This is a genomic window from Bradyrhizobium sp. HKCCYLS20291 (assembly GCF_051167715.1).
Taxonomy (GTDB): Bacteria; Pseudomonadota; Alphaproteobacteria; order Rhizobiales; family Xanthobacteraceae; genus Bradyrhizobium.
The window spans coordinates 225,854-238,577 of the sequence record NZ_JBNPTO010000008.1 but is presented as its reverse complement, the minus strand read 5'-3'; the positions used below and the strand labels follow the sequence as shown (position 1 = coordinate 238,577).

At 66.3% G+C, this 12,724-nt stretch carries 11 protein-coding genes; 3 read left to right on the top strand and 8 right to left on the bottom strand.

Going from position 1 to position 12,724, the window contains the following annotated elements:
* Positions 1-139 precede the first annotated feature (139 nt).
* On the bottom strand, positions 140-1,084 hold the full coding sequence (locus ACQR07_RS20010; protein WP_434864792.1) for an alpha-E domain-containing protein: 945 nt from the start codon (positions 1,082-1,084) through the stop codon (positions 140-142).
* 317 nt (positions 1,085-1,401) lie between these two features.
* Positions 1,402-2,820: a circularly permuted type 2 ATP-grasp protein gene (locus ACQR07_RS20005; RefSeq protein WP_434903893.1), complete on the bottom strand. Its 1,419-nt coding sequence runs from the start codon at positions 2,818-2,820 to the stop codon at positions 1,402-1,404.
* 228 nt (positions 2,821-3,048) lie between these two features.
* Here ACQR07_RS20005 and ACQR07_RS20000 point away from each other — a divergent pair, with 228 nt between their 5' ends.
* The 3 genes from ACQR07_RS20000 (at position 3,049) to ACQR07_RS19990 (ending at position 5,113) form a co-directional block, all read left to right on the top strand.
* Complete coding sequence (locus ACQR07_RS20000) at positions 3,049-3,786, top strand: competence/damage-inducible protein A (protein ID WP_434864790.1); 738 nt, start codon at positions 3,049-3,051, stop codon at positions 3,784-3,786.
* A gap of 37 nt (positions 3,787-3,823) precedes the next feature.
* Positions 3,824-4,345: a xanthine phosphoribosyltransferase gene (gene gpt, locus ACQR07_RS19995; protein ID WP_434864789.1), complete on the top strand. Its 522-nt coding sequence runs from the start codon at positions 3,824-3,826 to the stop codon at positions 4,343-4,345.
* Positions 4,346-4,453: 108 nt separating this feature from the next.
* Entirely contained in the window at positions 4,454-5,113 is a 660-nt protein-coding gene (locus ACQR07_RS19990) for a hypothetical protein (RefSeq protein ID WP_434903892.1), read from the top strand.
* A 270-nt stretch (positions 5,114-5,383) separates the two neighbouring features.
* On the opposite strand, the gene ACQR07_RS19985 is transcribed toward ACQR07_RS19990, so the two are convergent.
* Genes ACQR07_RS19985 through ACQR07_RS19960 form a run of 6 tightly spaced genes read right to left on the bottom strand, consistent with a single transcriptional unit; the run spans position 5,384 to position 12,721 of the window.
* The gene (locus ACQR07_RS19985; RefSeq protein ID WP_434903891.1) at positions 5,384-6,289 is read right to left on the bottom strand and encodes an STM4011 family radical SAM protein; all 906 of its coding nucleotides are present in this window, start codon (positions 6,287-6,289) and stop codon (positions 5,384-5,386) included.
* Positions 6,280-7,635, bottom strand: coding sequence for an STM4012 family radical SAM protein (locus ACQR07_RS19980; RefSeq protein ID WP_434903890.1), 1,356 nt, complete (start codon positions 7,633-7,635; stop codon positions 6,280-6,282). The genes ACQR07_RS19985 and ACQR07_RS19980 overlap by 10 nt, the downstream gene beginning before the upstream one ends.
* The gene (locus ACQR07_RS19975; protein ID WP_434903889.1) at positions 7,632-8,483 is read right to left on the bottom strand and encodes an STM4013/SEN3800 family hydrolase; all 852 of its coding nucleotides are present in this window, start codon (positions 8,481-8,483) and stop codon (positions 7,632-7,634) included. Before ACQR07_RS19975 ends, ACQR07_RS19980 begins: the two co-directional genes overlap by 4 nt.
* Positions 8,480-9,670: an STM4014 family protein gene (locus ACQR07_RS19970; RefSeq protein WP_434903888.1), complete on the bottom strand. Its 1,191-nt coding sequence runs from the start codon at positions 9,668-9,670 to the stop codon at positions 8,480-8,482. The genes ACQR07_RS19975 and ACQR07_RS19970 overlap by 4 nt, the downstream gene beginning before the upstream one ends.
* Positions 9,667-10,596: an STM4015 family protein gene (locus tag ACQR07_RS19965; protein WP_434903887.1), complete on the bottom strand. Its 930-nt coding sequence runs from the start codon at positions 10,594-10,596 to the stop codon at positions 9,667-9,669. Before ACQR07_RS19965 ends, ACQR07_RS19970 begins: the two co-directional genes overlap by 4 nt.
* A gap of 55 nt (positions 10,597-10,651) precedes the next feature.
* Positions 10,652-12,721, bottom strand: coding sequence for a DUF6745 domain-containing protein (locus tag ACQR07_RS19960; protein ID WP_434903886.1), 2,070 nt, complete (start codon positions 12,719-12,721; stop codon positions 10,652-10,654).
* Between the last annotated feature and the right edge of the window lie 3 nt (positions 12,722-12,724).

Below are 12,724 nucleotides of genomic sequence, written 5' to 3'. Positions count from 1 at the left end.
CAGTCTTCGTCAGATGTGCTGTCCGCGGTAGCTCGTTTCACCTTCGCCCGAAAGGGCAGGCCGGGCCTTGGGCTGGATCGACGAGTAAATCGGGGCTCCGGGCGTGGTCTTGCGGCCACAGTCCGGCGCGCCGCCGTCGTCAGATCAGATATTGCTTGGTGATGATCTCTCCCAGCCGCGAATTGTCGGCGATGAACTCCTGGATGAACTCGTGGACGCCGTGCTGGAAGATGTCGTCCATGTTGGAATGCTCGAGCCGGTTGCGGACGCCGCGCGCGTGCCGCTGCGACGGACCCTGGCGGCCATAGGCGACGCCGATCTGGTCGAGATTGCGGACGAGGTTGCCGTAGCAACTGGCCAGCGAGCGCGGCAGCGTGTCGTTGAGGATGAGGAGATCGGCGATCAGCCAGGGTTTCAGCGTCTCGCGATACACCCAGTGATAGGCCGTCAGCGCCGACACCGAGCGCAGGATCGAGGTCCACTGGTAGTAGTCGAGCGGGCCGCCGACATGCTCCTCCTCGGGCAGCAGCAAGTGATATTTCACGTCGAGAATGCGCGCGGTGTTGTCGGCGCGTTCGAGATGCAGGCCGAGCCGCGAGAACCAATAGGCGTCGTTGCGGAGCATGGTCCGATAGGCCGAGCCGTCGAAGCGCAGCGAAGTCTCCTGCACGAAGCGCAGGAAGCGCGCCAGTTCCTCGCGCGTCTTGGTGCCTTTGCTCCAGACTTCCTGCAACTCGATCCAGGAGCCGTTGAGGGTGTCCCACATCTCCGAGGTCAGCGCCGTCCGGACCGAGCGCGCGTTGAGGCGGGCGGCCTCGATGCAGTTCTTGATCGAGGACGGGTTCGATGGGTTGAACGAGAGATACTCGATGACGTTCTGCTCGTTGGCCTCGGAATAGTGCTCGTAGAAGCTGGCACTGACGCCGGCGGTCAGCAGCGCCGATTCCCACTCGTTGGTCTTGCCGATATAGGCCGCGGGAAGGGCGGTGACGCGCAACGTCGCGTCGATGGTGCGGGCGAGATACTCGGCGCGCTCCACATAGCGGGCGAGCCAGTACAGGTTTTCGGCGGTGCGCGACAGCATGGGCAATCTACAATGTGCGGAGTGAACCTGCCCCGGCGACGGGGAAGGCGTGCACGGGAATGAAGCTCGTGGTCGAGCTATTGCGGCGAGCGCAGTGCGCTCCCTCTCCCCGTTCTTCACGGGGGCGCGACGAGCTTCGCTCGCGCTGAGAGGGCTGGGGTGAGGGGCAGCCGCGCGGGTGGTGCGAGTTGATTGACCTGTACCCCCTCACTCGGATTGCATCTGGCGATGCAATCCGACCTCTCAGCACGAGCGAAGCTCGTCGCGCCCCCGCAAGCGGGGAGAGGTGACCGAGCCGCGAGATATGTGCGTAACCTCTACTCATCCAGCACCCATGTGTCCTTGGTGCCGCCGCCCTGGCTGGAGTTCACGACCAGCGAGCCCTCCTTCAGCGCCACGCGGGTGAGGCCGCCGGGCACGATGGTGGTGCGGTCGCGCCCGGTCAGCACGAACGGCCGGAGATCGACATGGCGCGGCGCCAGCCCCGAGGTCACGCAGGTCGGGCAGGTCGACAGCGCCAGGGTCGGCTGGGCAATGAAGCCCTCCGGCTCGCGCTTCAGCTTGTCGCGGAACGCCTCGATGGTCGCCTTCGTCGCCGCCGGGCCGATCAGCATGCCGTAGCCGCCGGAGCCGTGCACCTCCTTGACGACGAGCTCGCCGAGATGGTCGAGCACGTAGGACAGGTCGGCTGGTTCGCGGCAGCGCCAGGTCTGCACGTTCTTCAGGATCGGCTCCTCGCCCAGATAGAACTTCACGACGTCCGGCATGTAGGAATAGATCGCCTTGTCGTCGGCGATGCCGGTGCCGACCGCGTTGGCGAGCGTGACGTTGCCGGCGACATAGGCCGACATCAGCCCGGGCACGCCGAGCGCCGAATCCGGCCGGAAGGTGAGGGGGTCGAGGAAGTCGTCGTCGACGCGGCGGTAGATCACGTCGACCCGCTTCAACCCCTCGGTGGTGCGCATGAACACCTCGTCGTTCTTGACGATGAGGTCGCGGCCCTCGACCAGCTCGATGCCGAGCTTGTCGGCGAGGAACGAGTGCTCGTAATAGGCGGAATTGTAGATGCCGGGCGTCATCAGCGCGACCGTCGGCTCGGCCGAGGCGCTGAGCGGCGCGACCGAGCGCAAGCACGACAGCAGTTCGTCCGGATAGCGCTCCACTGGCGCGACGCGGTGCCTCGCGAACAGGTCCGGAAACAGCCGCATCATGATCTCGCGGTTTTCCAGCATGTACGACACGCCCGACGGCGTGCGCGCATTGTCCTCGAGCACGATGAAGTCGTTGGCGTCGACGCGGACGATGTCGATGCCGGCGATGTGGACATAGACGTCGTGCGGCACGTCCTGCCCGTTCATCTCCGGGCGGAACACCGGGTTCTGGAAGATCAGGTCATCCGGCACGACGTTGGCGCGCAGGATGTCGCGGCCGTGATAGATGTCGCGCAGGAACATGTTCAGCGCCTTGACGCGCTGCTTCAGCCCCTTCTCCAGCAGGGTCCATTCCTTGCCCGAGAGGATGCGCGGGATGACGTCGAACGGGATCAGTCGCTCCTGCGCCTCCGCCTCGCCATACACCGCGAAGGTGATGCCGATTCGCCGGAACAAGAGCTCCGCCTCGTGACGGCGATACTCCAGCGCCTCCGGCGGCGTTTCCTTCAGCCACCGCGACAGCTCTTGATAAGCCTGGCGGACATCGCCGCCCGGCTGGTTCATTTCGTCGAACGCGACTGCCATAGATGCCCGTGTGTCCCAGCCTCGTCATACATTGCATGACTCCTGAGGATGGTAGCAAGGCCCGGGCCAGCGCGATATGCATTCCTCGGCGGCATTTCGCAGGGGTTGCGGAAAGCGTGCCTGAAAAACCGGCTGCATGATGCTCAAATCCACGGCATAAGTTCAGACGTTCCGGATGACATTGGCGCCGCGGCGGGCCAAAAGAGACGGGAGATGCGAGGAGATACCATGAGCGAGATCGTCACCGCGGGGTTGCTGGTCATCGGCGACGAGATCCTGTCCGGCCGGACCAAGGACAAGAACATCGGCTTCATCGCCGAATACCTGACCAATCTCGGCATCGACCTCAAGGAGGTCCGGGTGGTGTCGGACGACGAGCCGGACATCATCGCCGCGCTGGATGCACTGCGGCACCGCTACACCTATGTGTTCACCACAGGCGGCATCGGGCCGACCCATGACGACATCACGGCGGATGCGATCGCCAAGGCGTTCGGCGTCGGCATCGACCATCATCCCGAGGTCGTGGCGCGCTTTCGCGAGCGCTGGAGCGAGCAGGAGCTCAACGAGGCCCGGCTGCGCATGGCGCGCATTCCGGACGGTGCCGAATTGATCCAGAGCGCGACCATCCTGGCGCCGGGCTTCAAGCTCGGCAACGTCATCGTCATGGCGGGGGTGCCCTCGATCATGCAGGCGATGATGGACATCGTGGCGCCGAAGCTGAAATCCGGCGTCCGCATGCTGTCGGAGACGGTCCGCGCCAACTCGCGCGAGGGCGACATCGGCGGTCCGCTGCGCGAGATCGCCAAGGCGCACCCGGACACCATCATCGGCAGCTATCCCTTCATCGACGAGGACCAGAAGCCGAACACCCATCTGGTGGTGCGCTCGCGCGACCAGGACAAGCTGTCGGCAGCGATGGCGGCGGTCAAGGAGATGCTCGCCGGGCTCAACGTGACGCGCTAAAGCTGGTTCAGGTTTCGAGAACGCACGGACGAGATGAATGCCAGACAAGACCTTGAGTGCTGAGGAGCGAGCGGGCCGGGCCTTCCCGGTGTCCTGGGACCAATTCCACCGTGATTGCCGGGCGCTGACCTGGCGGCTCAACGAGATCGGGCCGTTTCATGCCGTGGTGGCGATCACCCGCGGTGGCTTGGTGCCGGCGGCCATCGTGGCGCGTGAGCTTGGCGTGCGCATCATCGATACGATCTGCATCGCAAGCTACGACCACACCAAGCAGGGCGAGCTTCAGGTCCTGAAGGGCATCTCGCCCGACACCGCCAAGCTCGGCGGCGGCACCGGCAAGGGGCTGCTCATCGTCGATGACCTCGTCGACACCGGCAAGACCGGACGCATGGTCCGGGATCTTCTCCCCGATGCGCATTTCGCCACCGTCTACGCCAAGCCGAAGGGCCGGCCGCTGGTCGACACCTTCATCACCGAGGTGTCGCAGGATACCTGGATCTTCTTCCCGTGGGACACGGCGCTGTCGTTCGCGCCGCCGCTGCGCGACGGGGCGGCGTAGTCAACGTCGTCATTGCGAGCGAAGCGAAGCAATCCAGGGCTGTCATCGGGACTCTGGATTGCTTCGTCGCTTCGCTCCTCGCAATGACGACGGGTATGGAGTGCCGCCATGCCGCTGCAGAACCGCGTCACCCCAATGGGCGACATCGTCGCCACGCCGCATCGCGGGACGTTCACCGGCAATCGCGGCATCATTCATGATCCCGCAACCAAGACGCTGCTGACCAAACGCTGGTCGAGCCCTGCCTGGCTGGTCTGCCTGTGCGCGTTCCGCGGCAAGCGCCGCGAGGTCATGGCGCGGCAGAGCTGGACCGAGCTGTTCTTCCTCGATGAGGCTACCGCGCTCGCCGCCGGCCACCGTCCCTGCTTCTACTGCCGCCGCGACGACGCCAACCGGTTTCGCGCCGCGTGGGAGCAGGGCAATGGCGTGAGCGGCGTCCGCGCGGCTGATATCGACAAGGTGCTGCACGGCGAGCGGCTCGACCATCGCCGCAAACGGCTGCATCCGCTGACCGCGCCGTTTCGAACGCTGCCCGATGGCGCGATGGTTCAGGCCGGGGACGAAAGTTTTCTGATTCTGCAGGGCAGAGCACTTCCGTGGTCGTTCGCCGGCTATGGGCAGCCGCGCGAGGAATTGACCACACCGCAGCTGCTGACGCCGCCCTCGACCTTGCGCGCTCTTCAGGCCGGCTATCAGCCCGTACTGCACCCGAGTGTGAAGGCGTCGCGGGGTGCGCAAAGGCGCGGATGCGCTCTTTTGCCACCCTAAGCCACACACTCCGCTGTCATTCCGGGGCGCGCGATAGCGCGAGCCCGGAATCCATAACCCCGAACGTTGGTTTGGACCAAGACAAGTGCCACGTCGATCTCGTGCCTCACGACCGATCGTGGCTATGGATTCCGGGCTCGTGCCGCGCACGCCCCGGAATGACGCCTGGAGAAACACTGCGCCCATCTCCGCGCGTGCGCCGCTTGATGGTGGGCACGGCACGCGACGATGTGCCACGAACTCACAACGTGCCCCGCGCCTTTGCCCACCCTACGGCAGCATCATATTCGCGAGGCGCTGCTGCGCTTCGGCGCGGATAGGAGTGTCGGCCGGGATGCGTTCCAGCACGCCGTCGCCGAACAGGGTGTAGAGGTCGAGATCGCGCATGTGGACGTAGCCGATGTGGCAGCGGCAGATGTCGCCGCTGCACGCGCGGGGCTGCAGCACCTGCTCGAAACCGGGATCGTAGAGATTGCCGATCACGTCACGGACGAAATGGCAGCGCCGCACCGCGCCGTCGCCATCGACCGTGACCATCTCCTCGCCAGCGCGGCAGGCGCGGCCGCGGCTTTGATAGACCTGCAGATTGAGCTCGAACAGTGGATCGACGGCGACGATGCGCGCAATGTCCTCGGACGTGTAGTAGTCGGCGACTCGCTTGTAGGCATTGACCCACAGATAGGTCGTCGGCGGCAGCGCCGCGCGCAGCGCCTCGATCTCGTCGAGATGCTCGCGCAGGCCGACGATGCCGACGCTATGGCGGGCGCCGATGCGCTCCAGCGTGCGGCATTGGTCGAGGAAGCTGTCGCGCGGGATCTCGCCGGGATGATAGGTGCACCAGAACGCCGCGCGCTCGAGGTCGCAATCGGCGACCCAGTCGAGATTGCAGGACAGGTTGGTCTGGATCGCGACGCGCCCGACATGGCCGAGACGGCTGAGACGGATCATCGCCGCGCGATAGGGTTTTCGGATCAGAGCCTCGCCCCACGGCGTGAACAGCACTTTGAAGCGATCGGTGGGGCGGGCCTCGATCCAGGCCAGGAAACGCTCCAGCGCAGCATAGTCGCGCGCCAGCGCCTCGCGGCTGTCATGACGCTTGGCGAACGGACAATACGGGCAGCCGTAATTGCAGCTCGCCAGATGGCCGCGATAGAGAATGGACAGGTTCAGCGCCATCCAAAACTCTCCATGCGAAGATTGACCTCGGCGGTGTAGAGCCACGGGCCGATCACATCGGCGCGTTCCAGGCCTGCCGCGGTGAGGCGCAACGTGTCGGCGGTGTTCTCGGCGAGGCCGGCGCCAACCAGCAGGTCGAGTTGCGGCATGTCGTCGTCCAGCTCGGTTCCGAATGCCAGCCGGTAGCTCGCGCGCGAGACGCCGCTGACCTCGAGCAGCGCACGCAGCACGTGAGCGCGCCGCTGGTCTTCGGCCGACAGAGCCACGCCGAAATGCGCCTGGGCAAAGCTGTCCGGCGTGCGCGCGAGATAGGCGGCCAGAATGTCGCGAACCCCGGAGCGTCCGACGGCATACTCGCTGGAATAGTGCATGGCCGATGTCATCGAGCGCGCGCCGCAGCCGAGCCCGAGCGTGCCGTCGGTCATGGCGTCATGGCGGGGCGGATGCGGCGTGGCCCTTCGGAAGCAGCGCATGTTGATCTGCTGATAGCCAGCGGCAAGCAGCCGGTCGCGTCCTGCGCGATAGAGATCTCGACGGATGTCGACAGCAGTGATGGTGTCGGCGCCGCGCGCCAGCCCGGTGAGCGGGCGGACATAGAGCGGATAGAGGAAGATCTCCTCCGGCTGCCAGGCCAGCGCGGCTTCGAGTGTGGCGCTCCAGGACGCCGGCGTCTGGCCGCGTCCGCCATAGATCAGGTCGATGTTGCGCACCGGAAACTGCGCCGCTGATATCGCGGCGAGCGCCGTCTCGACCACGGCGCGCCGCTGCGGCCGTCCCAGCGCGCGCGCCTCCGCATCGTCGAACGACTGGACGCCGATGCTGATGCGATCAATGCCGAGCGACCGCAGCAGCGCCAGCTTCTCGGCGGTCACAGTTTCGGGCGACACCTCGACCGAGGTCGTGACCGCCTGGGGCGTCAGGCCGAACCGCTCTGCGATGATGGCAAACAGCCGTGCGAGTTCGTCTGTCGACAGATAGCTCGGCGTGCCACCGCCGATGGCGATGCGGGCGAATTGCGCCGGTCCCAGTGCGCGCGCCGCTGCTGCCGCCTCGTGCGCGATCTGGTCGAGCAGCCGCGCGGCTGCGTCGGCCTCCGCATTGACGGTCGTGAACAGATTGCAGAAGCCGCATCGCATGGCGCAGAACGGGATGTGGACGTAGAGCTCCAGCGCCTGTTTCGGCTCGGCGGACCATATCTCGGACAGTTGCCGCGGCGGCGTCAGCGGCCGATAGGCGGTCTTGTGCGGATAGGCATAGGCATAACCTTGATAGAACGATCCCGCGAGCCGGCGGGTGAGCTCCGTGGCCGGCGTCTCGTCGGCAGATTTGGCCACGGGCATGCTCATGGCGCCACCTCGGCTGTGGCGGATTCGCCCGGCTGCGCGCAGACGAACTCCGCATAGGGCACGTCCCAGACACTGGGATGCGCAAGCCTGTGACCATGGAAGCCGTCCTCGCCATAGGCGGTGCCGTGATCGGCGCAGATGATGGCGAGCAGCGGTGCACGCTGCGTCAGCGCCGCGAACAGCGGCGGAACGTGGCGGTCGACATAGGCCAGCGCCGCGGCCATTGAGGCCGGAGTGTCGTGCGTGGCGCCCGGCAGGAACAGCCGGTTGGGCTGGTGCAGGGCCGAGACGTTGACGAACAGAAACAGCCGCTGCTCCGCAGGCAGGGCGGCGATGCGCGACAGTGCCAGCGCGACTTGGCGCTCGGTCGAGTGCGGCGAGGCGACACCGAGCGTCTCGTCCCAATGGCTCTCGGCGAACAGGCCGGGCAGCACGCTGCCGAGCGGAGTCTGCTTGTTGAAGAAGCCGACGCCGCCGATGCACAGCGTGTGATAGCCGCGCCCGGCCAGGCCCGTGACGATGTCGGGCGTCTCGAACTCACAGGTCGTGTCGGTCGTGGTGACGCTGCCGGCAAAGCGCGCCGCGAAGAGCCGGGGATGTGAACCTGGCCGCGCGGGCGTCGGCAGGAAGCCGGCAAAGAAGGCCTGGTGCGCGGCATAGGTGAAGCTCGCTGGCGCATGCCGCTTCTCCCAGCGGCCGCCGGGCAGCAGGCCGGCGAGGTTGGGCGTCTGCCCGGCTTCGAGCGCCGCGACGGCGACGTCGTAGCGCAGCGTGTCGAGCGTGATCATCAGGATGTCGTGGCTGCCGACCACCGCCTTCGCATCGATGTCAGGAGCGCGCGCCGTCATGCGGCGGCCTCCAGCGCGCGGAGCTGCAGATCGTAGGCGTCGAGCCCGGTCTCCGTCGCGATGCCCTTGAGCAGGTCGCCGAACGCATTCACCTCCAGCACGGCGTGCCGCGCAAAGCCGGTGGCGACGGCGACGTCGATGCCGAGTTGCAGCGCGCCCGGAAACGCCTGGGCCACGGCGCGGCAGGTCGCATCGAGCGCGAGGACAGCCGGCTTGCTCATCCGCGACAGCAGCGCTGTGGCATCGGCGCGCTCGCCGCCGAGATGCAGATTGGTCATCGGATGGCGGCTCTTGCGCAGCACGCGGAACACCGGCTCGCCATTGATGACGAGGACGCGCAGATCGGCGACGCGGCCGTCGATGCTGGCCTTCGGCACCCATGCCTCGACATGCAGCCCATGCGGCGCCAGCGCATCGACGAGGCGGGCGATCGCGGCCGGCGATGTCTCGCTGCGGATCGCGCGCGTGTTGTAGAGCCGCACGCCGGCGCCGTCCGCGACGGTCTCGACCGTCGTCACCGCGCGCATGCCGAGCTTCGAGGTCGCCAGCGCCACCGTGCCGGCGGCGGCCGAGCCGTGCTGCAGCTTGAGAAACACGCGCGGCATCCGCGCCGCGATCATCGCCGCCTGCAGCGCCTCGAACGAGCCGATCGCCGGCAGCGTCGCCGGAACGGGAATCGCGCGCGCCGCGAGTCTCGCGTGGCAGGACGTCTTGTCGAAGGCATGGGCGATGGCGTCGACATCGGGAACGAGGCGGATGCCGTCATGCGCTGCGGCCCGCCGCGCCACCGCCGCAAGCACGTCCATCAGTCCGAAGAACAGCTGACGCGGCGGCAGCAGCCGGCCGCGATCCTCAAGCTGTTCGGTGATCTCGCGATACGACAGATGGTGCAGGCCGCGCTGCGCGCTCGCGGCGATGCCGCGCGACAGCAGGCCCGCGAGCACGTCGGGGGCTCGGCCGGGAGAGTCGATGCGGACATCGGCCTCAGCGGGAATGCGGGACGCCGCCTTGTCGGGATCGGCGATCAGCTCACGATAGTCGATCAGCAGCGCGGGTGCGTGTCCCGCGCGGTGACGGGCCGCCTGATACGACGCGACGCGTGGATCACCGGCGCTGCCGATGATGACCGCAGCCTTCCGCCCGGCCTGGTCCTGCCACGCCATACTCTGGGCGACCGGCCGGTTCATTCCGCCACGGCCACGTAGCGATCGCCGTCGCTGTCCTGCTTCTGCCGGTCGTCGGTGTTGACGGGAATGCCGAGCGCGGCGAGCTTGGTCAGGCCGGCTTCCGAGACAAAATGGTGGGCGATGTTGAGATGCTCCAGGCCACGGATCGCCGGACTGGCCACCAGATAGTCGACGCCGTCGTCGCCCAGCGTTCCCAGCGACAGATCGAGCCGCTTGATGCGCGACAGGATCGGCGCCTGTGCCACGATCGCGGCGAGATCATCGGCCCATTCGCAGTTGCGCAGGGCCAAGGTGACGAGCTTGGGAAAGCGGTTGCCGCTGAGGATCGGGATCAGATCCGCCGGCGTGCTGTCGCCGCCATAGCCTTCACTGCCCAGCCAGATTTCAAGATGCTCGAGTTCAGGCAGCTCCGCGGACGCGATCTCGCGAACGACAGCGCCCGACAGGCCGCCGGTTTCGACCTTCAGGATCCTCAGCCGGTCATGCTTGATGCGGCCGAGCTGCAGCGACTGGCCGCCGCGGATGCCGAACTCTTCCAGCGCCGGAAAGGCGCCCCAGAACGCCGAGACGTCGGATTGCTCGATCCACGAAATCTCGCTTTCCTCGCTGGAGATGTCGCCGAAGAACAGCGCGCGCAGCCTGGACAGCCGATCGGCATCGGCCACGATGATGGGCACCGCCTGGTCGGAAGAACCGGGCATGCCTTCTTCCGGATCGCCCCAGATGCCGATCACCAGCGCCTCGGTGTTCTCGACGCCCTCGGTGCTCATGAATTCGCCCCAGAGGTCGGAGAAGGTCGAGAACGGGCCCTCGACGCGCAGTGCCAGGCGAATGGCGGATTGCGTCGGATCGGGCAGGCTGCCGCCCGGCTCGAAATCGACCACGTCGCGACCGTGGAATGTCCAGAGGTTGGCTTCGATGCTCATGCGCGTCTCTCACATGCTGCGGTCAGGGGCGTAGGCAGCGTCGTGCCGGACGGCGTCATGTCTCCACCATCGGCTGGTAGTCGTCGGGATTGTCGTAGCCGGCGGTCCAGGCGATGGCCTGCCGGCAGCTGCGCATGGTCGGCGGCACGCGCAGCATGAACTGACGCTTGGTCGAGGGACAGATCACGCTGACACAGACCAATGGCTCGTCGTTGGGAACGGCAACCCGGAGCAGGCTGCGCGGGCCGCCGCTGTCGCGATCCCTGTCCAGCACTTCCGCCTTTGCCTTGGTCATGAACTGCTCGAAGCCGAAACGCTCCATCATGACGCGGCGAAGCTCGGCATTGTGCTCGCCGAGGATTTCCTGGACGTCCAGCGTCTCCGGCCGGAAGGCGATGCGCTCGTCGACCGGCACGCCGTACCAGCGGATCGGGACATCGGCCAAATGCGGCGGCATCGCCGTCAGGCCTGAGCCGCCGACATCGATCGAGGCGGTGACCATGAGGCTAGGCGGCACGGAGGTGATCCCGGGACAGCCCGAAATGTCGAGATGCGCGATCTGGCGGATGCTGTCGGGCAGCGCCGGCACATGCAGGCAGCCGCGCAGCATCAGGGCGCCATGGCGCACGACCAGATCGGCCGGCAAGGTTTTGAGCGCGGTACAGCCGGTGAGATCGAGATAACCGACGTTCAGGCCCTCGGGCAGCGTTTCCAGCGCGAGACACGTCCGTGCCGTCAGCCGTCCGACCTTGAGGCCGCGCGGCAGGCGCTTCAAATTGCGGCAGTTGCTGACGTCGAGATGCTGCGTCACCTGCACGTCATCCGGGATCGCCTCGATCGCGGTGTTCGCCAGGATCATGTCGCGGCAACGGATGCGATGGCCGACCGTCGTCAGGTCGGGAGCATGCGAGGCGTCCAGCCTGCTGACATGGAGATCGTCGCCGGTCTCCTTCGCAAGAGCGGTCAATTCGAGCGGCTGCAGCAGTTCTTTGACGAGACCCTGGTCGACCTTGAACTCGTAGTCCTCGATCAGATCGCGGGCGGATTGGAAGGCATGCTTGCTGTGATAGTCGGTGGCGCCGATCGCGTGAGCGCGCATCTCGGCATACAGGGCTCGGGCTGCAGCGTAATCGGTCAGGCGTCGGGCGGTGATTTCTGCAACGCAGGCGTCGAGCCAGTTGCGCAAGTCTTCCTGATTGCCCGACGCGGCCGCTGCGGCCTTCAACTCGGCGCGAAGCGCCGCTGCGGCATTCAGGTCCTTTTTGACGAGGACCTTATGGACGACGACGGCCGCCTCCGGCCAGCGTTCGAAAACGAGCCGGCCGAGCAGGGGACGAATTTGATCGAGCTGGGCTCGGGCGCGCGCGGGATCGGCTGCAACGTAATCTTCATGGGTCAGCCGTCGATAGACCGCCGATGCCCAGATTGTCCGATGCTTCGGGTTCTGGCTGGACTTGGTGAAGTCATCCAGCTGGACGAAGATCTGCTCTGCCACAGCAGGGGCCTGCTGCTGAGTTCGCCAGATGACATTGGCGGCGGTCTCGGCCCAGACCGTGTCGAGCGCAGGCTCGCCGTGACGCTCGGCGAGCGTACGAATGTACGACATGACCTCCAGAATGCTAGCGACCGGATGCTTCCCAAGTTCATGCGAGAGCGTCCGTGCCAGCGCGAGCCTCACGGCCGGCGAAGCATGCGTCCCGGCGCAATCCTGCAACTGCGTAATGAAAGGAGCGCGCTTGTCTTCATCCAGCCAGCGACAGACGCTCCGCGCGCCTGCCGCCCATGCATCCCATAGCCGCTGCTCGCCGGTCTCCTCTGCGAGCAGCCGGAGCTGTGCGAGCAGAGCGTCTGCGACGGGTTTGTCGCTGTAGCTGTTCGCCTGGATCAGGACGAGGACGTCGATGGCCCAATTCAGGCGGGTGTCGGGCGAAATGCAGTGCACGCGCTCGCGTTCAATCCAGGAGACGTGAGTCTCCGATTGCGAGACAATCAATGTCACCAAGGTTGGTCCGAGGTCGCTGAGCTGCTGCTCATCGAAGCTGTCCCAGGTGAGATAGTCTTCGGCGATGGCAGCGCGTCGGGTTGCGATCTTTGCGGTCGTGCTGTCGTCCGACGTCATTTTCATATG

Bases quoted from the DNA above. Each gene is read 5' to 3' on its own strand.
- ACQR07_RS19960 (WP_434903886.1), bottom strand. From the start codon at position 12,721: ATGAAAATGACGTCGGACGACAGCACGACCGCAAAGATCGCAACCCGA.
- ACQR07_RS20000 (WP_434864790.1), top strand. From the start codon at position 3,049: ATGAGCGAGATCGTCACCGCGGGGTTGCTGGTCATCGGCGACGAGATC.
- ACQR07_RS19980 (WP_434903890.1), bottom strand. From the start codon at position 7,635: ATGAGCATGCCCGTGGCCAAATCTGCCGACGAGACGCCGGCCACGGAG.
- gpt (WP_434864789.1), top strand. From the start codon at position 3,824: ATGCCAGACAAGACCTTGAGTGCTGAGGAGCGAGCGGGCCGGGCCTTC.
- ACQR07_RS20010 (WP_434864792.1), bottom strand. From the start codon at position 1,084: ATGCTGTCGCGCACCGCCGAAAACCTGTACTGGCTCGCCCGCTATGTG.
- ACQR07_RS20005 (WP_434903893.1), bottom strand. From the start codon at position 2,820: ATGGCAGTCGCGTTCGACGAAATGAACCAGCCGGGCGGCGATGTCCGC.
- ACQR07_RS19985 (WP_434903891.1), bottom strand. From the start codon at position 6,289: ATGGCGCTGAACCTGTCCATTCTCTATCGCGGCCATCTGGCGAGCTGC.
- ACQR07_RS19975 (WP_434903889.1), bottom strand. From the start codon at position 8,483: ATGACGGCGCGCGCTCCTGACATCGATGCGAAGGCGGTGGTCGGCAGC.
- ACQR07_RS19965 (WP_434903887.1), bottom strand. From the start codon at position 10,596: ATGAGCATCGAAGCCAACCTCTGGACATTCCACGGTCGCGACGTGGTC.
- ACQR07_RS19990 (WP_434903892.1), top strand. From the start codon at position 4,454: ATGCCGCTGCAGAACCGCGTCACCCCAATGGGCGACATCGTCGCCACG.
- ACQR07_RS19970 (WP_434903888.1), bottom strand. From the start codon at position 9,670: ATGAACCGGCCGGTCGCCCAGAGTATGGCGTGGCAGGACCAGGCCGGG.